This window comes from Roseovarius gaetbuli, assembly GCF_900172365.1.
Lineage (GTDB): Bacteria > Pseudomonadota > Alphaproteobacteria > Rhodobacterales > Rhodobacteraceae > Roseovarius > Roseovarius gaetbuli.
In genome coordinates this window covers 24,935-49,745 of sequence record NZ_FWFJ01000020.1, presented here as the reverse complement: position 1 = coordinate 49,745, position 24,811 = coordinate 24,935, and the positions used below count along the sequence as shown (strand labels likewise).

The following is a 24,811-nucleotide window of genomic DNA, read 5'->3' as shown; positions in this document are numbered from 1 at the left end:
CTCAGGCCCGGCCCCAGGCGCGGGTGATTGCGCGGGCGATGATGATGGCGGCGACGTGGCGTTTAAAGTCGACCGGGCCGCGATTGTCCTCGGTGGGATCAATATCGGCGAGGGCGGCGGCGACAGCCGCGCTCACGGCCTCAGCGCCGACATCGGTGCCGACAAGTGCGGCGCCTGCGGTGGCGGACCAGACCGGCACATCGCTGAGGTTGGTCATGGCGATCGAGGCGGCGGCGCAGGTGTCGCCCTCGCGGGTCAGCATGACGGCGGCGGCGGCGGTGGCATAGTCGCCGATCTTGCGCTTTTGCTTTTCGTAGGCAAACCCGCCCTTGGGGGCGTCAAAGCTTATGGCGGTCAGGATCTCGTCATCGGCGCGCGCCGTCATATAGGCCGAGTCGTAGAAGTCACGGGCCATGACGCTGCGTGTGCCCTCGGGGCCCTCGAGGTGAAATGTGGCATCAAGGCATTGCATCAGGCCGGGCATGTCATTGCCCGGGTCGCCATTGGCGACATTGCCTCCGATGGTGCCCATGTAGCGCACCTGCGGATCGGCGATCTGAAGCGCGGCCTCGCCGAGGATCGGCGCGACGCTCATCAGCGCGTCACTTGCGATAATTTCGTGTTGGGTGACCATCGCGCCAAGGGTGACGCGGGTGCCGTCAATGGTGATGCCGCGCAGGGCTTTGATCGCCTGAAGGTCGATCAGATGCGGGACCTCGGCCATGCGCAGCTTCATCATCGGAATAAGGCTGTGCCCGCCTGCAATGACGCGGGCGTCGTCGCCATGTTCGCTCAAGAGCGCAAGCGCAGAGGGCAGATCACCGGGGCGGTGATACTCGAAAGCTGCTGGTATCATGTGGTGTCTCCTCCCAAAGACAGGGCCGGTGTGGCGGACCTTGTAGATAGCCTAGGCAGTGCTGCGCGATTGTCTGTCGATCTGTCCTCAGCACCGCCTTGCGGTGCACGAGTTGCGATATGCATGCACGAGTTGCGAAATCCGTTTACGACGCCTTAAGGTTGAGCGCGCGCCAAGTGTAGGGTGGGTGAAACCCACGCTGTTGCGGGCTGGCGCGACCGGGCGGGCGAGGGTTTCACCCACCCTACGGGATGCCGCCGCGTTCTGCGCCCTAAAGCCCGAGCGCCTCGCGCAGAGCGGGCAGGCGAGAGCGGCTGACCGGGGTGGTCACGGTTTGGTCGCCGAGGATGAAATGACAGATGCCGTTATCCTTGCGCCGTTCGAAATGCACGATATGGGCCGGGTTGATCAGATAGCTGCGATGCGATTTCACAAATGGCCCGGCGGCGAGGCGCCGTTCGGCCTCGGTGATCGACCAGACGCAGAAATACCGCTCTGATCCGGCATAGAGCAGGGTGTAGTGCCCCTCGGCGCGCACAATCGCCACATCGCTTGCATCAATGAAATGGGTCTGGCCGTTCTGCTCGTAGGGAATGCGCAGTACGGGCGGGGTCGTGGGCGTAGCGGCAGGGACCTTTTCCTGTGACGCGGGGGCCGGGGCGGCATTGGCGCTCGCGGCAGGCGTCAGAAAGGTCACGCCCGACAATAGAAACGCGCCGCAGAGCACGAAACTGCTGAGAACCACGCCGATGGCGAGGGTTTCATTGCCGATAAGCGGCCCGATCTCGCGCAGGCTGGCCTCGGCGACAAAGCGCGTCCCCGAGATGGCGGCGAAATGCACGGCAAAGACCGAGGCCCCGAAACAGACCGTGCCAAGCAGGATATTGCGGGGGCGCCGCTGGCCATAGGCCACCCAAAACGCCCCGATGTTCAGCCCGCAAGACGCCAGCACCGCCAAGGCCACCCCCGGCAGCGTATAGACCGCGCGGCAGAGTTGCAGGCCGGACATGCCAATGTAATGCATCGCCACCACGCCAAGCCCGACAACCGCCCCGGCCAGCGTCAGGATCAGCGGCGTGCGAGGATAGAAATGCAAAAGCAGGAGCGCCAGCCCGACCATCAAGATAGCCACCAGAGCCGAGCCGAGCGTGATCATCGCGTCATAGTAAATCGGGATCGGAAGTTGCAGCCCGAGCATCGCCACGAAATGCATTGACCAGATGCCACCGCCAAGCGCCACGGCGGCCAGTGTCACCGAAAGTTTGCGCATGACCACCGTCTGACCGGCGATGCCCTTGGTCAGGGAAAACCCGGTAAACCCCGCCATCATCGAGATGCTGAGCGAGGCCGCAACCAGCCAGAGGTTATGGGTGTAGTCCAGAAATTCCATTCAGCGCCAACAGGTTCTTTGACCAACGTCGGCGCGCCTGTCGGCGTCGCGATGACGTCAAAAGCAAAGCCTAGTGAGCAAAGGCCAAGCTGACAAGGTTCTTGGGCGCGCGCGGTTAGTCGCCGCTTTCCAGCCGGTCGAGGCCGGCGACAAGATCGTCGCCCATGCCGGCCGCGTCCATATGCTGGCGCAGGCGTTGGTTATATCCGCCGGGCGTGTTGAGCGCCTCAAGCAGGTCGCCGCAGGGGCTGCTGACAAGGTTGGTGCCGATGAGCATGCGCAAGAAGGCCTCGCCCTGAGCGGGATCAGAGACCCGCGCGGCCAGCCATTCGGCGGCTTGCTCGACCATCCGGGTGGCGGGCGACAAGACCGCCTGCGCACAAAGATAGGCGTCAAGCTCGGCGGCGTCGCACAGGGCGAAAACCTGATTTTCAGGCGAGAACAGCGCGGCGACAAACCCGGTGTCCCCCATCGCGATAATCGGCGTGCCGCCCTGTGCAATCCCCGGAAAGGGCAGCATGATCGCCGCGCCGTGGGCCGGGGCCACAAGCGGCGCAAGGGCGTCAAGCGGCAAGCCCGCCATGAAGGAAATCACCCGTTGATCGGCGCGAAAGGTTAGCCGCGACAGGATGTCGGGCGCGGTCTCGGCCATCAGGCCAATGAAAATCGTGTCGCTTTGGTTAATCACGCCCTGATTGTCGGCGATATTGACGTTTTCGAACTCGGCGGCAAGGCGGGAGGCATGCGCCGCGCCGCGCTCGGAAACGGTGATCTGATGCTCGCCCCCAATGAGGCCGCGCACAGTGGCCGAGGCAATCGTGCCGGTGCCGATAAACCCAAGTCGCATCGCTAGAGATCCTTCATCAGGCGCAGCGCGTCATAGATCGCCGCATGGGTGTTGCGCGCACTGACCGCGTCACCAATGCGAAACAGTTGAAACTTGCCGTCGGGGTTGGTCCGGATCGCCTGAGGGCTGCCCTTGATCAGCGCGCTTTGGTCAACCTCGCCAAGGTTGCTGGAAAGCGGCTTGAGGCCAAAGTAAAGCTCGTCGAGCGGCAGGGTGCCATGGTTGACCACGATCTGATCGACCTCGCGGGTATAGCTGTGATCGGAATAATCCGTGCCGATGGTCGCCAAAAGGCGATTGCCCGCGCGGCTGATCGACAAGAGGCGGCGCACGACGGTCATGGTCACGTCCTTGTCCTGAAGGCTGCGCATGTAGGGCACAAGGTTCATGCCCATGACCTCTGGGGCAAAGCTTCGGTCGGGGGTCATGATTTCAAGGCGGGCACCGGCATCGGCCAGCACCTCGGAGGCCTGCATCGCGACATGATCACCGGCGTCGTCAAACAGCAAAACCTCGCGCCCCGGCTTGGCATCGCCCGACAGGATATCCCAGGCGGTGACGCTCAGGTCATTGCCGCCCTGCAAGATATCCTGTTGCGGCATTCCGCCGGTGGCGATGATCGCAAGATCAGGGGAAAGCGCCGTGATATCAGCGGCTTCGGCGTAGGTATTAAAGCGAAACATGACGTCACGCGCGGCGCATTGCGCCATCCGCCAGTCGATGATGCCGATCATCTCGGAGCGGCGCTTGGTCTGTGCCGTGAGGCGGATCTGACCGCCCGGCTGATCGGCGGCCTCAAGGACGGTGACCTGATGACCGCGCTCTGCGGCGACGCGCGCGGCCTCAAGCCCGCCGGGCCCGGCCCCGACCACCGCCACCCGGCGCGGCGTTGCGGCGGCGGCGATCACATGCGGCATCGACAACTCGCGCCCGGTTGCGGCGTTGTGAATGCAGAGCGCCTCGCCGCCCTGATAGATCCGGTCAAGGCAATAGGTGGCGCCGACGCAGGGGCGGATATCGTCTTCGCGCCCGGCCATGATCTTGGCCACGATATGCGGATCGGTCATATGGGCGCGGGTCATGCCGACCATGTCCAACTGGCCGCTGGCCACCGCATGGCGCGCCGTGGCCACATCGGGAATGCGCGCGGCGTGAAAGGTCGGCAGGCCCACTTCGGCGCGAATGCGACCGGCGAAATCAAGATGCGGGGCCGAGGCCATACCCTGCACCGGGATCACATCGGTGAGGGTGGCGTCGGTATCGACCCGGCCACGGATCACGTTGAGGAAATCGACCATGCCGCTGTCGCGCAGGCGTTTGCCGATCTCGACGCCGTCGCTGGTTGTGATGCCATTGGTGGCCAGATCATCGGCCGTATAACGCAGGCCAACGATGAAATCGGGGCCGGTGCGCGCGCGAATGGCGCGCAGCACATCAAGGCTGAAGGTCATCCGCGCAGCCAGATCGCCGTTGTATTTCCCCGCAAGCGTGTTCTGGCGCGGTGACCAGAAGGCATCCATCAGGTGGCCATAGGCCTCAAGCTCGATACCGTCGAGGCCGGCGGCCTGCATCCGCTCGGCGGCATCGGCGTAATCGGTGATGATGCGGGCAATGTCCCAATCCTCCATCACCTTGGGAAAGGCGCGATGCGCCGGTTCGCGCAGGGCAGAGGGCGCCACCGACGGCAGCCAATCCCCCCGGTTCCAGCCGGTGCGCCAGCTAAGATGGGTAAGCTGGATCATCACCGCACAGCCATGATCGTGGCAGTCATCGGTCAGCTTTTTCATCCATGGCACCACCTCGTCGCGGTACGCCAGGATATTGTTGAAGGCCGGCGGGCTGTCGCGGCTGACCACGGCCGACCCGGCGGTCATGGTAAGGGCCACACCACCGCGCGCGCGCTCGACGTGATAGGCGCGATAGCGATCCTTCGGCAGGCCATCCTCGGGATAGGCGGGTTCATGGCTTGTGGTCATGATCCGGTTTTTCAACGTCAGATGCTTGAGAGCATAGGGCTGGAGCAGCGGATCTTTTGACATGACGCGGGCCTTTCCATTCATCCGGTCCAGGTGATCTTCCGGGCATCAGGGGGCGCCGGGGCATGGGTGAAGCCAACAAGAAGATGGCGCGAAAGTAAAATAAAATCCGTAGCGGCGGTTTGACAAAGGGCTGGCAAGATCGACGCTGGCATCTGGACCTTTGGGCAAAGCTGTGGGATGCAAGGAAAGCTGTCCGGTTTGGCCAGAGCCGAGCCCTTGGGGGGACAGGATAAAAGCAGGGCAGGGGAAACCGGCCCATGATCAAGGGAGACGATGATATGAAATTGAAAACACTTGCCATGGCGGGCGCGCTGACCATGGCGGCATGTGCCGCTCAGGCAGAGGTCAAGGTTGGCATGATCACCACGCTTTCGGGCGGTGGTGCGGGCCTTGGCATTGACGTGCGTGACGGCTTTATGCTGGCGATCGAACAATCGGGGCGTTCGGATATCGAGGTGATCATCGAGGATGATCAGCGCAAGCCCGATATCGCCGTGCAACTGGCCGACAAGATGATCCAGTCCGACAAGGTTGACGTGATGACCGGCATCATCTGGTCCAATCTGGCGATGGCCGTGGTGCCCGGTGCCGTGGCGCAGGGCAAGTTTTACCTCTCGCCCAACGCCGGGCCCTCGGCGCTTGCGGGCAAGGGCTGTAACAAGAATTATTTCAACGTCGCCTGGCAGAACGACAACCTGCACGAGGCGGCGGGGGCCTATGCCACCGATGAGACCTTCCTGAACGCCTTTATCATGGCGCCGAATTATCCGGCGGGGCAGGACGCGCTGACCGGGTTCAAGCGCTACTTTGATGGCAACATTGCCGGCGAAGTCTATACCCAGCTTGGGCAGACAGATTACGCCGCCGAGATTGCCCAGATCCGCGATAGCGTCGCCGATCATGTGTTCTTCTTTCTGCCCGGCGGCATGGGGATTTCCTTTCTCAAGCAATATGCCGATTCCGGTGTGAAGAAGCCGCTTATCGGCCCCGCCTTCAGCTTTGATCAGGGGATCTTGCAGGCGGTTGGCGATGCGGCCCTGGGCGTGAAAAACACAAGCCAGTGGAACAAGGATATCGACAATCCGACCAACGCCGCCTTCGTGGCAAGCTTTCAGGAGAAATACGGCCGTCTGCCCTCGCTTTACGCGAGCCAGGGATTTGACACCGGCAACCTCTTGATCAGTGCGGTCGAGAGCGCCGATGTTGCGGATCAGGATGCCTTCCGCGCCGCGCTTGAAGCGGCCGATTTCAACAGCACCCGCGGGGATTTTGCCTTTGGCAACAACCACCACCCGATCCAGAACATCTATGTGCGCGAAGTGATCAAGGAAGGCGACGTCTATACCAACAAGATCGTCGGCACCGCCCTTGAACATCATGCCGACGCCTATGCGCCAGAGTGCAAGATGTAAGACCACTGGTCGGGCCTTTGATCGAGCCCGGCCGATGAGCGCGCGCGCATGTCCCTGATCCTATTTATCGAACAGATGCTGAACGGGGTTCAGTTCGGTGTCATGCTGTTTTTGATGGCGGCCGGGCTGACGCTAATCTTTGGCGTCATGGGGCTTATCAATCTTGCGCATGGCTCGCTTTACATGATCGGGGCCTTTGCCGCGGCCTGGGTCGCTGGCATGAGCGGATCGTTTGTTCTGGCGCTGATCGCCAGCCTTGCGGCGGCGGCGGCGGCGGGCGCCTTGATCGAGCTGACGGTGATCCGACGGCTTTATGATCGCGATCATCTGGATCAGGTTCTGGCGACCTTTGCCCTTATCCTGATCTTTTCCGAGGGCACACGCTGGCTTTTCGGCTCGTTCCCGCTGTTTTTGGAAATTCCGCCTTATCTGTCGGGGCCGGTGACCCTTCCGGGGGGGATCGAGTATCCGCTCTATCGCCTTGCGATCATCGGGGTTGGCTTGCTGGTGGCGGCGGGGTTGTTTGCGCTGATTGCGCGCACCCGCATCGGTATTCAGATCCGCGCCGGAGAGGCCGACCGCGAGATGATCGCGGCGCTTGGCGTCAATATCTCGGCGCTCTACACCATCGTTTTCGCGCTTGGCGCGGCGCTTGCCGGGCTTGCGGGCGCGCTTATCGGGGCCATTCAATCGGTGCAGGTCGGCATGGGCGAGCCGGTGCTGATCCTGGCCTTTGTGGTCATCGTGATCGGCGGAATCGGCTCGATCAAGGGCGCGCTTGTGGGGGCGATCCTTGTCGGGCTGACCGATACGCTTGGGCGGGTGCTTTTGCCTGCGGTTTTCGCACAGTTCATGGCACCGCAGGCCGCCAGCTCGGTCGGCTCTTCGCTGGCGTCGATGTCGATTTACATCCTGATGGCCGGGGTGCTTGTGATGCGCCCCAGCGGCCTGTTTGGAAAGGCCTGAGATGCGCCGCGAACCCCTTTTGAATGCTGCGGTCTTTCTCGGCCTGTTGGCGGCCGTGCTCTGGGCCAAGGCGATGGATGAGCCGTTTACCATCACGCTGGCGACGCGTGTGGCCATTCTGGCGCTCGCCGGTGTCGGCCTTAACCTTGCGCTCGGGCTTGGCGGGCTGGTCAGCCTTGGGCATGCGGTTTTCTTTGGGATCGGCGGCTATGCGATGGGTATTCTCGCCAGCCACGCCCAGAGTTACAGCCCCCTGATCGAGTGGCCGGTGCTGATTGAGGGCACTAAATCCATGCCGGTGATCTGGCTGGTGGCGATGGCGGCCAGCGGTCTTGCAGCGCTTGGTATCGGCGCGCTGAGCCTGCGCACATCGGGCGTTTATTTCATCATGATCACCCTCGCCTTTGGCCAGATGTTTTATTATTTCGCCATAAGCTGGCCCGCCTATGGCGGTGAGGACGGGCTTTCGATTTATGTGCGCAACGGGTTTCCGGGGCTCAACACGCTCGACCCGATCCAGTTTTTCGCGATCTGCTACGTGATCCTCGGGCTGGCGCTCTGGCTGTTCTCGCGCCTGTCGCGTTCTGCCTTCGGGCTGGCCCTTGGCGCGGCGCGCCAGAACGCAGAACGGGTGATGGCGGTGGGCATCGCGCCCTATCGGTTGCGGCTTGTGGCCTTTGCCCTTTCGGGGGTGATCACCGGGCTTGCCGGCGCACTTTTCGCCGATCTCAACCGCTTTGTCAGCCCGACCATGTTCAGCTGGCAGACCAGCGGCGAGATCATGGTGTTCGTCATCCTTGGCGGGGTGGCGCGGCTGTTTGGACCTGTTGTCGGTGCGGCGGTGTTTATCCTTTTGGAACATGTCCTTGGCGGGCTAAGTGAATTCTGGCACATCTACCTTGGCGCGGTGCTTTTGGTGGTGGTGCTGTTTGCGCGTGGTGGCATTATCGGGCTTATTGCGGGACGCGAGGTGCGCCATGACTAGCCCGCTTTTGGACATTCGCGGCATCAGCAAATCCTTTGGTGCGATCACGGCCTCCGAGGATGTATCTCTCACGCTGATGAGGGGCGAAATTCACGCGCTGATTGGCCCGAACGGGGCGGGAAAGTCGACTCTGATCAAGCAGATAGCGGGCAATCTTAATCCCGACAGCGGCAGCATCTGGTTTGATGGGCGCGACGTGACCGCGCTTGATACCGTGGCGCGCGCGCGCGCCGGGCTTGGTCGCACCTTTCAGATATCTTCGCTGGCGATGGAGATGAGCGTGCTGCAAAACGCGGTGCTTGGTGCGCTTGGAAAACGCAGGCGGGTCATGCGGTTTTTCCGCGACGTGATGCGCGACGCCGCCCTGTTGGACGTGGCCCATGCGGCCCTTGCCGAGGTTGGCCTTGCCGAGGCCGCAGGCACGCGCGTGGCGGATCTCTCGCATGGGCAGCGCCGCCAGCTTGAGGTCGCGGTCGCTCTCACGCAATCGCCCAAGGCGTTTTTGATGGACGAACCAATGGCCGGGCTTGGCGGCGAGGGCACGGCCCGCCTGACGCCGTTTCTGGATGGCCTGCGCCACCGCGCCCCGATCCTTCTGGTCGAGCATGACATGGATGCGGTCTTCGCGCTTGCCGACCGGATCAGCGTGCTGGTCTATGGGCGCATCATCGCCACCGGCACGCCCGACATGATCCGGCAAAACCCAGAGGTGCGCGCGGCCTATCTTGGCGATGAGGCCCTGACATGAGCCTGTTGCAGCTCTCAGATGTCACCGCCTTTTACGGCCCCGCGCAGGCGCTTTTCGGCGTCAGCCTTGACCTTGAAGAAGGCGAGGTTCTTGCGCTGATGGGGCGCAACGGGATGGGCAAGACGACGACGATCAAGGTGATCTTTCGCCTGCTCCTCCACCAGAGCGGCACGGTGATGTTTGACGGGCGCGATCTTGGGCCGCTGCCAAGCCACCGCGCGGCGCGCGCGGGGCTTGGGCTTGTGCCCGAGGGGCGGCGCTGTTTTGCCAACCTGACGGTGCGCGAAAACCTGATTGCGGCGGCGCGCCCCGGTGCGTGGGATCTCGCGGGGGTACAGCGGTTCTTTCCCCGCCTTGGCGAGCGGGCCGAGCAAAACGCCGCCTCGCTGTCGGGTGGCGAGCAACAGATGCTTGCGATCGGGCGTGCGCTGATGACCAACCCGCGGGTTCTGGTGCTGGACGAGGCGACAGAGGGGCTTGCCCCCGTCGTGCGCCAGGAAATCTGGGCGGCGATTGCGCGGCTCAAATCCGAAACCGGGCTGTCATTGATCGTGGTGGATAAATCCCTGCGCGAACTGGCGGGCGTGGCGGATCGTGCGGTGATCCTTGAAAAGGGCTGCTCGGTCTGGAGCGGCGCGTTTGACGGGCTCACACCCGAGATCAGGGATCGCTATCTTGGGGTTTGAAGAAATTTGAACACTGTTTGAATTTCCTTGACCGGAAAAACCTAACAGTGTTTGATTTGGTCAACCCCAAGCCCGAGGAGACCCCAGATGCTGATGACTGCCGAGGAGTACCGCGAAAGCCTGCGCGCCTATGATCCGCGGGTGTTCATCAATGGCAAACGGGTGGAAAGCGTCGCCGACGAGCCGCTGTTGCGCCCCGGTATCAACGGCGTCGGCGTGACCTATGATTTCGCGCATCAGCCCGCGACAGAGCGGCTTTTGACCGCCACGCAGGGCAGTTCCGGCAAGGTTGTGAACCGGATGCTGCATATCAACGAGACCTCGCAGGACCTGTTGACCAAGCTTGAGGCGGTGCGCACGGTGTGCAAGGTGTCGGGCTGCGCACAGCGCTATCTCAGCCATGATGCCCTGAACGGGATATTCCAGTCGACGGCCCTGACGGATGCCAATCACGGCACCGATTATCACCAGCGCTTCATGGCCTATCTGCACGAGGTGCAGGATCGCGACCTGACGCTTGGGGTCGCGATGACCGATGCCAAGGGCGACCGATCCCTGCGGCCCGGACAACAGGAAAACCGCGATGTTTACGTGCATATCAAAGAGCGGCGCCCCGACGGAATCGTGATCCGGGGCACCAAGGCGATTGTCACCGGCGCGCCTTACATGCATGAATTTCTGGTGATGCCGTGCCGCACGCATCTGCCTGAGGATGCCGATTTTGCGGTCTGTTGCGCGGTGCCGATTGACGCCGAGGGGATCACCATCGTCTCGAAGCCCGCCGGGCGCCCGAACGAGGCGGCGGCCAAGTTTTCCGCCACCTACGGGCAGGCCACGGGCGTGGTGATCTTTGACGATGTCTTCGTGCCGCACGAGCGGGTGTTTCAGGCCGGTGAGGTTGAAGAGGCCGGCTTTATGACCACCTCTTACGCCACCCATCACCGCCATTCCTGTATTGGCGCGCGCGCCGGGTTTGGCGATCTTCTGATTGGGGCGGGGGCGATGATGATCAAGGCCAACGGGCTTGATCCCGACCGCCACGGCCATATCCGCGACGCGATGGTTGACCTGATCACCATCACCGAAAGCTTTTATGCCTGCGGCGTTGCGGCCTCGGTCTATTGCAGGGATGATCCGGCGGGCTCGGTCATGCCCGACCCGGTTTTTTCCAATGTGGGCAAGCTGTTGCTGGCGACCAAGATCTACGACATGCACAAGGCGGCGCATTATGTGTCGGGCGGTCTGATCGTGGCGTTGCCGGGGCCGGACGAGGATCACAACCCCGAAACCCGCGCTTCGCTTGAGGCGGTGCTTGGCGGTCGTGGCGATGTGCCGATGGAGCGGCGCATGGAAATCTCGCGCTTTCTCGAGGACCTGACCGTGTCGCATCAGGCGGGGTGGTATTCGTTGATCTCGCTGCATGGCGGTGGCTCGCCCGAGGCGATGAAGCGCGAAATCTGGCGCAATTATCCGGTCGATGACAACGTCGATCTGGTATCGCAGCTGATTGATCGCGGCGTCTATGACATGGGGCAGAAGGTCTCGAAACAGCCCGGCCGCTGTTGCGCCAAGGGCTGTGAGGTGCCCGAGCCGCTTTTGCCCGGCAAGGCCGCCGAATAGGCCGGATGCACTCTGACCGGGGCAGTGATGCCCCGGCCATGATCTTCAAGATAAAGAGCGTCGGCTAAGCCGCTGCTATTTCTTCTTTTTCTCGCCAAGGCTTGTGATTGCCTTGCCCTTGGAAAAGTCGGCGGTCGCAAGGACCTTTTCTTTGACCTTCTTGGGTTTCTTGGCTTCTTTACTGCCGCGTTGCTTATCACCTTTTGACATTGTATTTCCTTTCAGGATCAAGGTCTTGTGTGGTGTCGTTAAAGCCCGTCGCGTTCATTCGCATTCACGCGAGACGCTCTAACCTATTGATTCTGCATGTTCGAGGAGCTCAAAACCGGTTCCCACTTTTGAGCAACATGCTCTAAAGCCGTTTCAGGCGCGCGTTACATCATGCCGCCCATGCCCTGCATGCCGCCATCACCGCCGCCGCCGGATGTCTCGGGGCGGTCGGCGACCATGGCCTCGGTGGTGATCAACAGACCCGCAACCGACGCCGCATCTTCAAGCGCGATCCGCACGACCTTGGTGGGGTCGATGATCCCGGCCTTGAGCATGTCGCCATAGGTTTCGGTCTGCGCATCAAAGCCAAAGGCGGGGTCGTTGCTCTCGCTCACGCGCCCGGCCACGACCGAGCCGTCAACCCCGGCATTCTGGGAAATCTGGCGCAGCGGGGCCTGAACCGCGCGGCGGATGATCTTGATCCCGGCATCCTGATCGGCGTTGTCGCCCTTGAGGGTGGCCAGAACCTTGCCGGCATGCACCAGCGCGCTGCCGCCACCGGGCACGACGCCCTCTTCGACGGCGGCGCGGGTGGCATTGAGGGCGTCATCGACCCGGTCCTTGCGTTCCTTGACCTCGGTCTCGGTGGCGCCCCCGACCCGGATGACCGCAATGCCGCCCGACAGTTTCGCCAGACGTTCCTGAAGCTTTTCCTTGTCGTAGTCCGAGGTGGTATCTTCGATCTGGCCGCGGATCTGGGTCACGCGCCCGGCAATGGCGGTCTTGTCGCCGTCGCCGTCGATGATGGTGGTGTGATCCTTGGTGATGGCGATCTTCTTGGCGCTGCCAAGCATGTCCATCGTGACATTCTCAAGCTTGATGCCAAGCTCTGCCGAGATCACCTGACCGCCGGTCAGAACCGCAAGGTCCTCTAGCATGGCCTTGCGACGATCGCCGAAACCGGGGGCCTTGACCGCCGCCACCTTGAGACCACCGCGAAGCTTGTTGACGACCAGTGTCGCAAGCGCTTCGCCGTCGATATCCTCGGCGATGATTAAAAGCTGTTTGCCCGATTGAATCACCGCTTCCAGCAGCGGCACCATCGGTTGCAGCGAGGACAGCTTCTTGTCATGCAACAGCACGACGCAATCCTCCAACTCGACGGTCATCTTTTCGATATTGGTGATGAAATAGGGGCTGAGATAGCCGCGATCGAACTGCATGCCCTCGACCACTTCGGTCTCGGTCTCAAGGCCCTTGTGTTCCTCGACGGTGATCACGCCCTCATTGCCGACCTTTTCCATCGCATCGGCAATCTGCTGGCCGATTGCGGCCTCGCCATTGGCGGAAATGGCGCCGACCTTTGCGATCTCGGCGGTGCCGTTGACCGGGCGCGACATTGCCTTGATCTCGGTGATGACGGCGGTGACGGCCTTGTCGATCCCGCGCTTGAGGTCCATCGGGTTCATGCCGGCGGCAACCGCTTTCATGCCTTCGATGACAATGGATTGCGCCAGCACGGTGGCGGTGGTGGTGCCATCGCCGGCCTGATCATTGGTGCGCGAGGCGACCTGGCGGACCATCTGGGCGCCCATGTTCTCGAACGGGTCGGAAAGCTCGATTTCCTTGGCGACGGTGACGCCGTCCTTGGTGATGCGCGGCGCGCCATAGGATTTGTCGATCACCACATTGCGCCCTTTGGGGCCGAGGGTGATCTTGACGGCATTGGCCAGCGTGTTGATGCCGCGCAGCATGCGGTCGCGGGCGTCGGTGCCGAATTTTACGTCTTTCGCAGACATGTGGGGTGCTCCTGATGGAAAATAAGCGGGGAAGTCCGTGCGAGGATCAGGCCAGAATGCCCATGACGTCGCTTTCCTGCATGATCAGGAGGTCTTCGCCGTTAAGCTTGATTTCGGTGCCGGACCATTTGCCAAACAAAATGGTATCATCGGGTTTGACGCTCATGGCGATGAGGCTGCCATCCTCGGCGCGCGCGCCGGTGCCGACCGAGACCACCTTGCCGGTCTGGGGCTTTTCCTTGGCGGTTTCGGGGATGAACAAGCCACCAGCGGTCTTTTCGTCGCCTTCAATACGGCGCACTAGAACCCGGTCGTGTAGCGGGGTAAATAGCATGGAAATGCTCCTTTTTGGGCTTTCCAGGGGAATAGGGATGTCGAGAGGCGTTTGGCACTCTTGCTGTCAGAGTGCCAATCTTACAAAGGTGGCTATGGCGCGAGGCGACTACAATGGCCCCGGCAAAAGATAATTTTCCGGCGGCGCGGATCGCGGCGCAGGCTCGCAGTCGGTGCTGAGATCACCCGCAGGCTTGAGCGGGCGAGTTTTGGCCTGCCGCAGGGGATCAGTGCCCATGCGGTTGACAAGAATGGCGCGCTTGATGACTGCGTTGGGCCAGTCTTGCCCATCCTTATCCAATGGCGATGACCTGCAACACTGGGACACAGACAGATGACCGATGAAACCATCCTCGCCAATGCCCGCCTTGTCCTGAAAGACGAGGTGATCCTTGGGTCGCTTTGCATCAGGGGCGGGGTGATCCGCGATATCGCCAGCGGCGGCGCGGTGCCAGGCGGCGCGCGGGACATGCAGGGCGATTTTCTGGCCCCCGGTCTGGTCGAGCTGCACACCGACAACCTTGAGCGACATCTGGCACCGCGCCCCAAGGTCGACTGGCCGCATCGTGCCGCGATCGTCGCCCATGACCGCGAGTTGGCCGGCACCGGGATCACGACGGTGTTTGACGCCATCCGCGTCGGATCGATCCAGTCGTTGGGCGGTAGGCATTATGGCAAATACGCGCGTCGGATGGCGGATGAAATCCTGTCGATGCGCGCGGCGGGCACGCTTCGGATAAGTCATCATCTTCACCTCAGGGCCGAAATCTGTTCCGAGACCCTGATCGAGGAGCTGGATGAATTCGGCCCGGCGGATCGCGTTGGCATCGTGTCGATGATGGATCATACCCCCGGTCAGCGCCAATTCAGCGATATGCAGAAATACAAGGATTACGTCTGTGGTAAACACGGCGTGGATCCGGCCGGGCTTGACGATTACGTGGCATTTCTGCGCGGGCTTCAGGACAGGTATTCGGCCCCCCACGAGGCCGCGACCGCCGCGGCCGCCGCGCGCTATGGCGCGACCCTCGCCAGCCATGATGACACCACGGCAGAGCAGGTCGCGACAAGTCACGGCCATGGTGTGACCCTGGCGGAATTTCCCACGACGCTTGCGGCGGCAGAGGCCTGTCATGTCCACGGCATCGGCACGATCATGGGCGCGCCCAACCTGATCCGGGGCGGGTCGCATTCGGGCAATGTCGCGGCGCTTGATCTGGCGAAACGGGACCGGCTTGATATCCTGTCGTCGGATTATGTGCCCGCCGGTCTGCTTATGGCGGCGGTGCAGCTTGGCGATCTTTGGGGCGACATGGCGCGCGGCATGGCGACGGTGACCCATAGCCCGGCGCGTCGGGTGGGGCTTGGCGATCGTGGCGTGATCTGCGCGGGGGCGCGGGCCGATCTGATCCGCTTTTGCGTGCTTGAGAGCACCCCGGTCTTGCAGGAAACATGGTGCGAAGGGCGCCGGGTGTCCTAACGGGCGGGCCGGGGGACCGGGCGGGGCGTCAGAGCCCCAAGACCCCGATGCCACAGAATATGGCGGCGACGGCGCCCCATTGCCGGGCGCTCATCGGTTCTTTCAGGATGACGCGCGCCAGGATGACGGTGAACATGCCAAACAGCGAGGCCGAGACCGCCGCGAATTCCGGGTGCGGCAACGCGCCCGCAGATATCACGAGGCCAAGAGCGGTGGTGTCCAGAAGACCAAGCACCGCCAGAGGCCGCCACGCCATCTGCGCAAGCCGCCAGGATTGCCCGCGCAGGATCAGCAAGGCGCCGATGGCGACAAGCGCCGCAAGCCGGGTCAGGAACATCACCGGCAACTCCGCCCCGATCCGGGTTGCGGCCTGAGACAGGGCAAAGGTCAGGGCGAACCCTGCGGCGGCGAAGAGCGAGAACTGGATGGCGCGCCTGCGGCCGGTTCTGTCCTCGACTGGATCGTGGCCCGAAACCACCAGCGCCACGCCGCCGACGACAACCATGACCGCGCCCCACTGCAGGGCGCTTATCGCAGAGCCGTTGATCACCGCCCAGCCGACCGACAGAAGCGGATAGCTTCCGATGATCGGCGCCACAAGGCGGACCGGGCCGATGGAAAGGGCGATATAAAGGCCGAAACTGGCCGCGGCAAAGGCCAGGCCCGCAAGCCCCGACAAAAGACCGGCGCGCCAGGTCATGACCTGCCAGCCCTCGCTTGGGGCCGCGACCGGGCCAAGGGCGAGTGTGCCGAAGAAAAGCACCAGGAAGAGCATCGACAACAGGTTGATGTTCTGGCTGACCCTGCGGACGAGGATGTCGTGCACCGCCCAGGACATCGCGGCGCATAATCCCAACAGAAGTGACATCCCAAAACTCCCTTGCCGTCTTGCCCTGATCGCCATGTCGGCCCGATCAAACCCAGGCCCCTGACGCAAAAGGGGCGGCGAATGACCGCCGCCCCAAGTCTTGTGATGCGTGCTTAGTAGCGTTCGAGAGAGGCCGCGACCTTCTCGCGGTCACCAATATGCTTGGCCTTCTCCAGATGCTCGTTCTCACGCACGTACTGTATCCGGTGCCAGCCGATCCAGAAGATCACACCGAGGATGGTCATTGCCACTTCCCAGCCCTGAAAGGGATAGACGGCACCAACTTCGGCCAGATCGACGGCCCAGCTTTCCAATCCATTCGTAGACATGGTCGTTCTCCTTATTTCTGCGCCAGATAGGCTTTGTCTGCGGCGATGATGTCAGCTTTGGCATCCTCGTAGGCATGGTGTTCGGCGTAATCGAGACCCTGAAGCTCGACCTCTTCCGGGATGCGCAGAACGCCCATCGCGGATTGCACCTTGGACACGGCCCAGCCGGGCAGAAAGCCAAGAACGAAGAACATGATAACCGCGCCGGCCGTTTGGCCAAGGGGGCTGATGGTGGCATAGCCTTCAAAGGGTGACGACGGTTGCCCCCAGAGCAGGAAGCCCGCGATGATCAGACCGACAACGCCCGAGTAGCCATGAACCGCAACTGCGCCAACAGCGTCATCAAGCTTGAAGCGGCGCTCGACCCAGTAGTGCAGTTTGTAGACGATCACGACACCGACCGCACCGACAAGCATGGCCTGAATGGGGTGGTAAAGATCATTGCCCGCAGAGGCGGTGATGATCCCGGCAAGGCCGCCCGAGAAGGTCCAGAAGGCATCGCCCTTGGACACCACATAGGCCGCCATCAAGCCACCCGAAAGCGACATCAGGAAGTTGAAGGTAATCGCCGAAAGGGTGGTCGGGGCGAGATAGATATTGGTCGCCGTCCAGGTGGTTCCGACGATTTCGCCGCCGATGACTTCGGGTGCGATGATCGGCACGTTACAGGCCGCGTAAAAGCCCCAGAAACCGGTATAGATCAGGAAAATCCCGATGGTCAGAAGCCAGGGATTGTGCGGAGGAATGTCGCGCGGCGTGCCATCGCTGGCGAATTTGCCGATGCGCGGGCCAAGCACCATGATCACCCCAAGGGCATAACCGCCCGCGATGGCGTGGATAACGCCCGAAGCATAGGCGTCGTGATAGCCAAGGTATTTGACCATCCAGCCGGCATAGTGCCAGCCCCATGCCGCGTCGATGATCCAGAAGACCGACCCGATAAGCACCGCGTGAATCCACAGCGCGCTTGAGCGGATGCGCTCGATAACCGCGCCGGACACGATCGAGGCCGCTGTCCATGAGAAAAGCAGGAACGCTGCCCAAAAGACGCCGGTAATGTGATCCGAAAGATTCGTCCCCATTGTTTCGGCCCAGGGCAGGTTGGCATTGGCCATCTCGTGATTCAGCCCGCCAAAGAACGGAAAGCTGGGGAAGGCCCAGTAAATCCACCAGCCGAAGAAGAAGAACGTGATCGTGACCAAGGGAATGATCATGACGTTTTTCATCAACGTATGCATATGGTTACGCCGTCGGCTTGCGCCGACTTCATACATGCAAAAGCCGACGTGAATGAGGAACATGAAAACGACGGTCACCCAGTAATAAAACTCGGTGAATATCGTCGTAAGTGCGTTTAGATTGCCGTCCACTGGTCTGTCTCCCTGTTGCGCCCTTCGGGGCGGTCTTTGCTTCTTAGTAAAAAATTATTCATTGAGTATTGCTTTTTCTGAGGCCTCGCTGTCAACTGTTCTTAGCGCAGTCGGAAAAATCGTGGGGCCGGGCCCCATGAAGAGAGTTGCAGGCTGCGGCGAATTTCCGGGTATCATTGCCGGGGTGAACTGCCCCTGTGGCGTGATGCGGAACCGGGGTGAACAAGACTGGACATGGCTGCCAACAGGGTAGAGTGCCATCCAAACGGGAGATTAAAATGACGGCATCTTGGAGATTTTCAACACTGGCTGACCGCCATCGCGCCATGGGGTCCAACCTTGAAGACTGGGGCGGTATGGGCACCGCCTGGAGTTATGACAAGGATCAGACCGAGGAATACATGGCGATCCGCACCAACGCGGGCTTCATGGATGTGTCGGGGCTTCACAAGGTGCATCTTGTCGGCCCGCACGCCAGCCACGTGATTGACCGCGCCACCACCCGCAACGTCGAAAAGATCAAGCCGGGGCGCTCGTCCTATGCGACGATGCTGAACGACGAGGGCAAGTTCATCGACGATTGCGTGATCTACCGCATGGGGCCGAATTCCTGGATGGTTGTGCATGGCACTGGCGGCGGTCATGAACAGCTGACGATGGCGGCGATGGGGCGCGATGTGGATGTGCGCTTTGACGACAACCTGCACGATATTTCGCTTCAGGGCCCCAAGGCGGTCGATTTCCTTGAGGAACAGGGCGTTCCGGGCATCCGCGATCAGGTCTATTTCAGCCACCAGCACACCATGCTGTTTGACAAGCCGGTCACGATTTCGCGCACAGGCTATACCGGCGAGCGCGGCTATGAGATTTTCTGTCGCGGGCAGGACGCGCCGCATATCTGGGACCAGCTTGTTGAAAAGGGTGCGCCCAAGGGGATCATCCCGACGCGCTTTACCACGCTCGATCTGTTGCGGGCCGAAAGCTATCTGTTGTTCTTCCCCTATGACAACTCCGAGATGTACCCCTTCGAGAATGAAAAGGGCGGTGATACCCTCTGGGAGCTGGGCCTTGATTTCACGGTCTCGCCGGGCAAAACTGGGTTCCGGGGCGCCGAAGAGCATTACCGCCTGAAGGGCAAGGAGCGCTTCAAGATTTACGGCGTCAAGCTTGAGGGCAAAGAGCCCGCCGCAGAGGGCGCGCCCTTGATGAAAGACGGCAAGCAGGTGGGTGTTGTGACCATCGGGATGTATTCACCGCTGAATGACTGGAATGTCGGCATTGCGCGCATGCCTGTTGACTGCGCGGTCGATGGCACGCCGATGAGCGTGAAGAATGACAGCGGCGAGATCAAATGCGTCGCGCATTCGATGCCGTTCCATGACCCGGACAAGAAGCGCCGTACCGCCAAAGGCTAAGATCAAGACCGCGCGTGGCCGTCGTGTCGGCCACGCGCAATTGCAACCGAGAAAAGAGGGACCCGACGCCAGATGAGCACGTTCGATTTTCCGCCTTCAATCCTGAGCAGGCCGGTATACGGGAGGCTTGAGCCGCGCGCGGGCAAGTCTCATATGATGATCGCAGACGCCGAGGGGGCCGAGGCGATCCTGCGGCTTGCCGCCGAGGACGCAACCCTTATGGCAAAGTCGAACATCCTTTATATTCCCGGCGATACGGGCGATAAATATACCAGCCAACTCAAGGCGTTGAAGCCAAAACAGCTTTATGTCGGACCAAGCTACGAGGCCGCCGTGCCCCGGCTGCGCCGCACGCTGCTTGATGCGCATATGGGTCTTCAGGTTTATCTTGCGGGCACCGAAGGCCTGATGGGGCAGGCCATGCTTGAGGCGACCACGGCGGGCATTCCCCACAGTGCGATCCAGACCGAGCACCACGGATCGGTGGCGCGCCGGGTGCAATGCGTGCATTGCAAGGGCATCACCGAAGACGTCATGCTTGATCCCTTTCAATGCAGCCATTGCGGCTTGAACCTTTTCGTGCGCGATCACTATTCACGTCGTCTCGCGGCCTTTCAGGGGGTCTGCATCGACGCCGAAGACCCCGGCAATGTGCCCGCATCGGTGGAGCTTTACTCATGAGTGCCGGAACCCGGAAAATCGCCGTCACGGTCAGTGACGTGGTCAAGGTCAACGAATTGGTCACGCGCTTTCGCTTTGTGCCCACCGATGGGGCGCCCCTGCCGACCTTTTCGGGCGGCGCGCATGTGGTGGTGGAAATGCAGGACGGCGATGTCACCCGTCTCAACCCCTATTCGCTGATGTCCGACCCGATGGATCAGAGCGCCTATACGATCTCGGTGCGGCGCGACGACGAGGGCCGGGGCGGGTCATTGTTCATGCACACCAAGGTCAAGCCGGGCGATCAGATGATGATCAGCTATCCGGTCAACCTGTTTGCCCTGGACCTACGGGCGAAAAAGCACCTGATGATTGCCGGAGGCATCGGCATCACGCCGTTCCTCGCGCAGATCAAACAGCTTGCGGCGATGAACGGCAATTTCGAGCTTCATTATTCCTGTCGCAGTCCGGCGCTTGGGTCTTATGCCGACGAATTGACCACCGCGCATCCCGGCCGGGTGCATGTCTATTTTGACGATCAGAAACAGGCGATCGACCTTGAGACCCTGCTGGATGGCCAGCCGCTTGGCACGCATATCTATGTCTGCGGTCCCAAGGGCATGATCAATTGGGTGCGCGACAAGGCAAGCGCGCTTGGCTGGCCCCGCGAGGCGGTGCATTACGAGGAATTCCTTGCGCCGCAATCGGGCAAGCCGTTCGAGGTCAAGCTTGCGGTGTCCAACAAGGTGATCACCGTGGGCGAGCATCAAAGCCTGCTTGAGGCGATGGAGGCGGCGGGTGTCGACGCGCCCTATCTCTGCCGCGGCGGGGCCTGTGGGCAATGCGAAACCGATGTCATCGGCTATGACGGGAAATTCATCCATCACGATCACTGGCTTGAAGATGAAGACAAGGCCAGCGGCAAGAAAATCATGCCCTGCGTCAGCCGTTTTGAGGGCAAGACCCTCGTTCTGGACCGCTAAGGAGACCGATCATGACAATTCAGTTCAACGATGAAACCTTTCGCGGTGATTACACCTTCAAGAATTCGCAATGGGCGATCGACCGCTTTCCGTTCCCGTTTCACGAAGACAACTATATGTATTCGGTCAACATGGAGCAGCATCAGGGCGGCCCCGAGGGCAGCGTTTACGAGAAACGCTTTGATGTGGACGAGCATTACGTGTCCGAGATGAAGGACCGCGCGCAGGTTCTGGCCGAAGATCCGCTGCGCTGTCAGTCGCTGCCGCATATGACGCTGGCGGGCTGGGATCTGCTCGAACTGATCATGGTCAGCAAATCCGAAGATTACCCCGACCTGTTTGAACTGCATCGCGACGGCAACCACTGGCACTGGATCAACAAGCCGATGGGGATCGACCAGCGGTTCACCTTCATGGATGAAACCACGCTGCCTTATGGGCCGATGGAATATATCACCCGCCAGACCCAGGGCGATTTCGCGGTGCTCGATCAGCGCGACGACAACCTCTGGATGGATGCCGGCATGGTCACCACCCAGGCCGACTGGTCGCTTGATTTCGACATCGGCATGAACTTTTTCGAATGGCACGCGCCGGTGCCGAAAGCCCATGAAATGGGTATTTTCGTGCGCGCGCTCAAGTTTCTTTTGAACGTTCAGCAGGGCAGCCCGGCGCGGCGGCTCAACTGGACGATGACGGTCAATCCGCTGCTTGATACCAGCCCGGAAAACTATCACAAATGGGGCGTGCAAAAGACCACGCTGACCCCTGAAAACGTTGGTCAAAAGCAACATTTGCGGGTCGAGTTGCAGACCTTTTTCCGGCTGCCGCGCTCGAACGCTCTGGTGTTTCCGATCCGCTGTTACCTGATCGCGCTTGAGGATGTCGTGAGCGTGCCGAAATGGGGGCGTCGCCTACACCGGGTGATCCGCGATTTGCCGGAAGAGCTTGCGACCTACAAAGGCTTTATCGACAACCGCCCGCTGATCGTCGATTACCTGTCGAAATTCGATGACGGCTTGGCGACCTCGCCCGGCATCTGGCCCGATAAAGACAGCGAACCGCCCTTGCAGGCCTAAGAGGTCAGGGGCGGGATCACCTTCCTTTGAAGGCGCGCCCCGGTGCCGCTATCGGTTCAATACGTCTAGAGTTCTCGCGATAGTTTGCATCAAAAATTCAGCTTTTTAGCTTAATCCACTCGCAGAGATGAGGGATATGGCCCGGCGACACATGCGCGTGTCGCGGGCCGACCCAGAGCTTTGCGAGTGGTCGAATGGTCAAACCCGGTTTGGTGGGACGGATCAGAGACAGGCGGCGAGCGCTGGCCAGGGTGGTCGGGCCATGACCACCTATACCGTCACCACATCCAATTGGAACGACCCGGCCTTCTGGAGTTCGATCAACCTGACCACGGCCGGTCATACGCTTGATGTCTCGGGCCTTCCGTCGGATTACCGCGTCGACGTTGACGAGGATACCGGCGCCATCCAGATCGCGCACTTTGGATCGTTTTTCACCATTGTCGGCGCCAATTATAACGGGGCATTCGGTGCGCCCAACGCGACGCTTGGCGGCGCGACCGTGATCAACTATTTTTCCGCAGTTGCGGGAACCGGCGGGAATGACACGCTGGCGTCCGGCTCGGGGGCGGATACGGTTTTCGGCAATGACGGCAATGATACTGTGGTGTCGGGGCAGGGCGATGACTTTGTCGATGGCGGCGCGGGCCAGGATTTGATCCTGGGGGATGGTCAGTGGTACGACCCCGTTGAATATGCCTCGGGCGGGGGGGGGCGAGCACCAATCTTACCGTGACCAATGGCGCCGACGGCCCGATCGAGCTTTGGTGGGTCGATGGCGGCGGCACACTGATTTATTATGCCACGATCAATGCCGGGGACACCTATGTGCAGCCGACCTTTGAGGGCCACAACTGGTTCTTGCGCGACGAGCAAGGGTATTACCTTGAGGTCATAAAAGGCGCGCCAAACCAGACCGTGGTCTATGGTGGCGAGGGCCTAAGCGATACGATCACCGGCGGGGATGGAGACGACACCCTGTTTGGCATGTATGGCGATGATAGCCTTGTGGGTGGTGGCGGCAACGACAGCCTCCTTGGCGGCTATGGCAATGACACCCTTGAAGGCGGTCTTGACGACGATCTCTTGACCGGTGGCGATGGTAATGACGTGTTCATCTATGCCCCTGGTGATGGCAACGACACGATCACCGACTTTAACACCGGCAACACCGGCACGCTTGACGATGCCGACGGCGCCAACAACGATTTCATCGACCTGAGCGGGTTTTATGACAACCTGTCAGAGCTTTACGCGGATCAGGCCGATGATGGCATCCTCAACCAGTCGAATGCCACCGATACCAAGGGGCGCACGGTCGATTACGCCGATAACGACAATTTTGGCACCGGATCGCTGACCTTTAGCGGCGCGAGCGCCGATAATTCAAGCTTTACGGCCGAGAACACCGCCGTCGTCTGTTTCACCGCCGGCACGATGATCCTGACGCCGGGGGGCGAGGTCGCGGTAGAGCTACTGCGTCCGGGGGACGCGGCGGTGACCCGCGACAACGGTGTTTTTCCAAGCTTCTGAACCCGGCGCTGCGCATCGGCTATCTTGTTCTGCCCGAGGCCCATATCGCGCCGATCAGGGCGCATGTTCTGGCGTGCGGAACGCGGGCCTCGCTGGTGCCACAGCCCGCCTTGGCCGAGTTCATGCAAAGCGGTGATTTCGCCACCCACCTGCGCCGGATGCGCCGCACCTATGCCAAGCGGCAGGCAAGCCTTGTGCGCGCGCTTGCGGGGGCGACCGATGTCCTTGACGTCCAGAGTGACCCCTCGGGGATGCATCTGTGTTGCGATCTGCGGGGCGGTATCGGTGTTTCGGACGCAGAGATATCAGCCCGCGCAACCGAGCAGGGGCTTTGCGTGCGGGCGCTGTCGTCGCATGCGGTTTTGCCCGATCCGCCAGATGCGCTCTTGCTGGGCTATGCAGCCTTTGACGAGGCGACATTGGGCCGGGCATCAGAGGCGCTTGTCACGGTGCTGCGCGATCTTGCGAAATCGCGCTAGCCGCGCGGATCGGCAAGCAGATGCGTCTTTATCCGCTGAAAGCCATATCCGATATGAACCCGCTGAACATAGCCCACGGCGGCCATATCGCCCGCTTCAAGCGCGTTGCAAAGGTCAGATAGCTCGTCCAACAGCGATTTGGCGACCTCGGCGCCGACGATGGTGCTGACCCGGTGCCAGGTGCTTGCGGCCTGATAATAGGTCTGAAGCCAGAACGAGCGCAGCACGACATTGCCGATCAGATCGGCGATCAGCTTGTTCAGGCGATCATTCAGCATGACATAGGTGCGCGGGTCGACATTCATGCCCCACTCCTGAACCTCTTGCAGCAGGGCCTGCGCCAGGGCGGTGTGATCCTGACTGACCTCTTTGGGCGAGAGGGTTCCGATCAGCATCGCCAGTTCAAGGCGCATTTCATAGACCTGCCGGATTTCGGCGTCAGAGAGGGCAACGACCACCGTGCCGACGCCATTGCGGGTTTCCACCAGGCCAAGGTGGCTAATTCGGCTGATGGCATCGCGCACCGGCGTGCGGCTTACACCGAATTCCTGGGCAATCACGGCTTCCTTGAGTTGATCGCCGGGCTGATAATCCAGAAAGCAAATCCGCTCCAGAATGAGCCGCTGAATGCTTTCCACGATGGTTTCGCCGTCGGGCCCCGGTGCCAGATGTTTGTCGATCAAGGGCAAGGCGCATTCCTTATTGTGGTGGGGCCTATGGAAGG

Annotated in this window: 25 protein-coding genes; 14 read left to right on the top strand and 11 right to left on the bottom strand. The window is 61.3% G+C overall.

Features of this window, described 5'->3' with window-relative positions:
- Window position 1: 1 nt before the first annotated feature.
- The 4 genes from ROG8370_RS11220 to ROG8370_RS11205 form a co-directional block, all read right to left on the bottom strand.
- A complete protein-coding gene (locus ROG8370_RS11220) occupies window positions 2-856 on the bottom strand; it encodes an FAD binding domain-containing protein (protein ID WP_085827174.1) in 855 nt (284 codons plus the stop codon).
- 271 nt (window positions 857-1,127) lie between these two features.
- Window positions 1,128-2,246 carry an MHYT domain-containing protein gene (locus ROG8370_RS11215; RefSeq protein WP_085827173.1) on the bottom strand — a complete coding sequence of 373 codons (1,119 nt, stop codon included), beginning with the start codon at window positions 2,244-2,246 and terminating at the stop codon, window positions 1,128-1,130.
- 115 nt (window positions 2,247-2,361) lie between these two features.
- On the bottom strand, window positions 2,362-3,093 hold the full coding sequence (locus ROG8370_RS11210; protein ID WP_085827172.1) for an NAD(P)-binding domain-containing protein: 732 nt from the start codon (window positions 3,091-3,093) through the stop codon (window positions 2,362-2,364).
- Between the two features lie 2 nt (window positions 3,094-3,095).
- Entirely contained in the window at window positions 3,096-5,132 is a 2,037-nt protein-coding gene (locus ROG8370_RS11205) for an NADH:flavin oxidoreductase (RefSeq protein ID WP_085827193.1), read from the bottom strand.
- A gap of 278 nt (window positions 5,133-5,410) precedes the next feature.
- Here ROG8370_RS11205 and ROG8370_RS11200 point away from each other — a divergent pair, with 278 nt between their 5' ends.
- The 6 genes from ROG8370_RS11200 (at window position 5,411) to ROG8370_RS11175 (ending at window position 11,549) form a co-directional block, all read left to right on the top strand.
- Window positions 5,411-6,544: an ABC transporter substrate-binding protein gene (locus ROG8370_RS11200; protein WP_085827192.1), complete on the top strand. Its 1,134-nt coding sequence runs from the start codon at window positions 5,411-5,413 to the stop codon at window positions 6,542-6,544.
- 48 nt (window positions 6,545-6,592) lie between these two features.
- Complete coding sequence (locus tag ROG8370_RS11195) at window positions 6,593-7,510, top strand: branched-chain amino acid ABC transporter permease (RefSeq protein ID WP_085827171.1); 918 nt, start codon at window positions 6,593-6,595, stop codon at window positions 7,508-7,510.
- 1 nt (window position 7,511) lies between these two features.
- A complete protein-coding gene (locus ROG8370_RS11190) occupies window positions 7,512-8,495 on the top strand; it encodes a branched-chain amino acid ABC transporter permease (protein ID WP_085827170.1) in 984 nt (327 codons plus the stop codon).
- The gene (locus ROG8370_RS11185) at window positions 8,488-9,243 is read left to right on the top strand and encodes an ABC transporter ATP-binding protein (RefSeq protein WP_085827169.1); all 756 of its coding nucleotides are present in this window, start codon (window positions 8,488-8,490) and stop codon (window positions 9,241-9,243) included. The genes ROG8370_RS11190 and ROG8370_RS11185 overlap by 8 nt, the downstream gene beginning before the upstream one ends.
- Window positions 9,240-9,929, top strand: a complete 690-nt coding sequence (locus tag ROG8370_RS11180; protein ID WP_085827168.1) for an ABC transporter ATP-binding protein — start codon at window positions 9,240-9,242, stop codon at window positions 9,927-9,929. The genes ROG8370_RS11185 and ROG8370_RS11180 overlap by 4 nt, the downstream gene beginning before the upstream one ends.
- An 87-nt stretch (window positions 9,930-10,016) precedes the next feature.
- On the top strand, window positions 10,017-11,549 hold the full coding sequence (locus ROG8370_RS11175; RefSeq protein ID WP_085827167.1) for a 4-hydroxyphenylacetate 3-hydroxylase family protein: 1,533 nt from the start codon (window positions 10,017-10,019) through the stop codon (window positions 11,547-11,549).
- A gap of 75 nt (window positions 11,550-11,624) precedes the next feature.
- Here the strand turns inward: ROG8370_RS11175 and ROG8370_RS21270 are convergent, their stop codons facing one another.
- The 3 genes from ROG8370_RS21270 to ROG8370_RS11165 form a co-directional block, all read right to left on the bottom strand.
- Complete coding sequence (locus ROG8370_RS21270; protein WP_281252700.1) at window positions 11,625-11,759, bottom strand: hypothetical protein; 135 nt, start codon at window positions 11,757-11,759, stop codon at window positions 11,625-11,627.
- Window positions 11,760-11,923: 164 nt separating this feature from the next.
- On the bottom strand, window positions 11,924-13,558 hold the full coding sequence (gene groL / locus ROG8370_RS11170) for a chaperonin GroEL (protein ID WP_085827166.1): 1,635 nt from the start codon (window positions 13,556-13,558) through the stop codon (window positions 11,924-11,926).
- A gap of 46 nt (window positions 13,559-13,604) precedes the next feature.
- Complete coding sequence (locus ROG8370_RS11165; RefSeq protein WP_085827165.1) at window positions 13,605-13,892, bottom strand: co-chaperone GroES; 288 nt, start codon at window positions 13,890-13,892, stop codon at window positions 13,605-13,607.
- 333 nt (window positions 13,893-14,225) lie between these two features.
- Here ROG8370_RS11165 and ROG8370_RS11155 point away from each other — a divergent pair, with 333 nt between their 5' ends.
- Entirely contained in the window at window positions 14,226-15,371 is a 1,146-nt protein-coding gene (locus ROG8370_RS11155) for an alpha-D-ribose 1-methylphosphonate 5-triphosphate diphosphatase (protein ID WP_085827163.1), read from the top strand.
- A 28-nt stretch (window positions 15,372-15,399) separates the two neighbouring features.
- Here ROG8370_RS11155 and ROG8370_RS11150 read toward each other — a convergent pair whose 3' ends face one another.
- The 3 genes from ROG8370_RS11150 to ROG8370_RS11140 form a co-directional block, all read right to left on the bottom strand.
- A complete protein-coding gene (locus tag ROG8370_RS11150) occupies window positions 15,400-16,239 on the bottom strand; it encodes an EamA family transporter (RefSeq protein ID WP_170925225.1) in 840 nt (279 codons plus the stop codon).
- 113 nt (window positions 16,240-16,352) lie between these two features.
- Window positions 16,353-16,568, bottom strand: coding sequence for a hypothetical protein (locus ROG8370_RS11145; RefSeq protein WP_085827161.1), 216 nt, complete (start codon window positions 16,566-16,568; stop codon window positions 16,353-16,355).
- 11 nt (window positions 16,569-16,579) lie between these two features.
- Complete coding sequence (locus ROG8370_RS11140; protein WP_085827160.1) at window positions 16,580-17,938, bottom strand: ammonium transporter; 1,359 nt, start codon at window positions 17,936-17,938, stop codon at window positions 16,580-16,582.
- Between the two features lie 278 nt (window positions 17,939-18,216).
- Here ROG8370_RS11140 and ROG8370_RS11135 point away from each other — a divergent pair, with 278 nt between their 5' ends.
- The 7 genes from ROG8370_RS11135 (at window position 18,217) to ROG8370_RS21415 (ending at window position 24,087) form a co-directional block, all read left to right on the top strand.
- Window positions 18,217-19,353, top strand: a complete 1,137-nt coding sequence (locus ROG8370_RS11135; protein ID WP_085827159.1) for an aminomethyl transferase family protein — start codon at window positions 18,217-18,219, stop codon at window positions 19,351-19,353.
- Window positions 19,354-19,425: 72 nt separating this feature from the next.
- The gene (locus ROG8370_RS11130) at window positions 19,426-20,034 is read left to right on the top strand and encodes a dimethylamine monooxygenase subunit DmmA family protein (protein ID WP_085827158.1); all 609 of its coding nucleotides are present in this window, start codon (window positions 19,426-19,428) and stop codon (window positions 20,032-20,034) included.
- Window positions 20,031-20,996, top strand: coding sequence for a PDR/VanB family oxidoreductase (locus tag ROG8370_RS11125; protein WP_085827157.1), 966 nt, complete (start codon window positions 20,031-20,033; stop codon window positions 20,994-20,996). Before ROG8370_RS11130 ends, ROG8370_RS11125 begins: the two co-directional genes overlap by 4 nt.
- A gap of 11 nt (window positions 20,997-21,007) precedes the next feature.
- The gene (locus ROG8370_RS11120; RefSeq protein ID WP_085827156.1) at window positions 21,008-22,075 is read left to right on the top strand and encodes a heme-dependent oxidative N-demethylase family protein; all 1,068 of its coding nucleotides are present in this window, start codon (window positions 21,008-21,010) and stop codon (window positions 22,073-22,075) included.
- Window positions 22,076-22,211: 136 nt separating this feature from the next.
- Complete coding sequence (locus ROG8370_RS11115) at window positions 22,212-22,811, top strand: calcium-binding protein (RefSeq protein WP_085827155.1); 600 nt, start codon at window positions 22,212-22,214, stop codon at window positions 22,809-22,811.
- Window positions 22,808-23,608, top strand: coding sequence for a Hint domain-containing protein (locus tag ROG8370_RS21265; RefSeq protein ID WP_170925224.1), 801 nt, complete (start codon window positions 22,808-22,810; stop codon window positions 23,606-23,608). Before ROG8370_RS11115 ends, ROG8370_RS21265 begins: the two co-directional genes overlap by 4 nt.
- A complete protein-coding gene (locus tag ROG8370_RS21415; RefSeq protein WP_139838115.1) occupies window positions 23,494-24,087 on the top strand; it encodes an aminotransferase class I/II-fold pyridoxal phosphate-dependent enzyme in 594 nt (197 codons plus the stop codon). Before ROG8370_RS21265 ends, ROG8370_RS21415 begins: the two co-directional genes overlap by 115 nt.
- On the opposite strand, the gene ROG8370_RS11100 is transcribed toward ROG8370_RS21415, so the two are convergent.
- Window positions 24,084-24,776, bottom strand: coding sequence for a GntR family transcriptional regulator (locus tag ROG8370_RS11100; protein WP_085827153.1), 693 nt, complete (start codon window positions 24,774-24,776; stop codon window positions 24,084-24,086). The two genes, ROG8370_RS21415 and ROG8370_RS11100, sit on opposite strands and share 4 nt — an antisense overlap.
- Window positions 24,777-24,811: the final 35 nt, after the last annotated feature.

Bases quoted from the DNA above. Each gene is read 5' to 3' on its own strand.
- ROG8370_RS11120 (WP_085827156.1), top strand. From the start codon at position 21,008: ATGACAATTCAGTTCAACGATGAAACCTTTCGCGGTGATTACACCTTC.
- groL (WP_085827166.1), bottom strand. From the start codon at position 13,558: ATGTCTGCGAAAGACGTAAAATTCGGCACCGACGCCCGCGACCGCATG.
- ROG8370_RS11135 (WP_085827159.1), top strand. From the start codon at position 18,217: ATGACGGCATCTTGGAGATTTTCAACACTGGCTGACCGCCATCGCGCC.
- ROG8370_RS11220 (WP_085827174.1), bottom strand. From the start codon at position 856: ATGATACCAGCAGCTTTCGAGTATCACCGCCCCGGTGATCTGCCCTCT.
- ROG8370_RS11180 (WP_085827168.1), top strand. From the start codon at position 9,240: ATGAGCCTGTTGCAGCTCTCAGATGTCACCGCCTTTTACGGCCCCGCG.
- ROG8370_RS11200 (WP_085827192.1), top strand. From the start codon at position 5,411: ATGAAATTGAAAACACTTGCCATGGCGGGCGCGCTGACCATGGCGGCA.
- ROG8370_RS11195 (WP_085827171.1), top strand. From the start codon at position 6,593: ATGTCCCTGATCCTATTTATCGAACAGATGCTGAACGGGGTTCAGTTC.
- ROG8370_RS11185 (WP_085827169.1), top strand. From the start codon at position 8,488: ATGACTAGCCCGCTTTTGGACATTCGCGGCATCAGCAAATCCTTTGGT.
- ROG8370_RS11125 (WP_085827157.1), top strand. From the start codon at position 20,031: ATGAGTGCCGGAACCCGGAAAATCGCCGTCACGGTCAGTGACGTGGTC.
- ROG8370_RS21270 (WP_281252700.1), bottom strand. From the start codon at position 11,759: ATGTCAAAAGGTGATAAGCAACGCGGCAGTAAAGAAGCCAAGAAACCC.
- ROG8370_RS11145 (WP_085827161.1), bottom strand. From the start codon at position 16,568: ATGTCTACGAATGGATTGGAAAGCTGGGCCGTCGATCTGGCCGAAGTT.
- ROG8370_RS11130 (WP_085827158.1), top strand. From the start codon at position 19,426: ATGAGCACGTTCGATTTTCCGCCTTCAATCCTGAGCAGGCCGGTATAC.
- ROG8370_RS11175 (WP_085827167.1), top strand. From the start codon at position 10,017: ATGCTGATGACTGCCGAGGAGTACCGCGAAAGCCTGCGCGCCTATGAT.
- ROG8370_RS11150 (WP_170925225.1), bottom strand. From the start codon at position 16,239: ATGTCACTTCTGTTGGGATTATGCGCCGCGATGTCCTGGGCGGTGCAC.
- ROG8370_RS11215 (WP_085827173.1), bottom strand. From the start codon at position 2,246: ATGGAATTTCTGGACTACACCCATAACCTCTGGCTGGTTGCGGCCTCG.
- ROG8370_RS11205 (WP_085827193.1), bottom strand. From the start codon at position 5,132: ATGTCAAAAGATCCGCTGCTCCAGCCCTATGCTCTCAAGCATCTGACG.
- ROG8370_RS11190 (WP_085827170.1), top strand. From the start codon at position 7,512: ATGCGCCGCGAACCCCTTTTGAATGCTGCGGTCTTTCTCGGCCTGTTG.
- ROG8370_RS11165 (WP_085827165.1), bottom strand. From the start codon at position 13,892: ATGCTATTTACCCCGCTACACGACCGGGTTCTAGTGCGCCGTATTGAA.
- ROG8370_RS11115 (WP_085827155.1), top strand. From the start codon at position 22,212: ATGGCCCGGCGACACATGCGCGTGTCGCGGGCCGACCCAGAGCTTTGC.
- ROG8370_RS11210 (WP_085827172.1), bottom strand. From the start codon at position 3,093: ATGCGACTTGGGTTTATCGGCACCGGCACGATTGCCTCGGCCACTGTG.
- ROG8370_RS11155 (WP_085827163.1), top strand. From the start codon at position 14,226: ATGACCGATGAAACCATCCTCGCCAATGCCCGCCTTGTCCTGAAAGAC.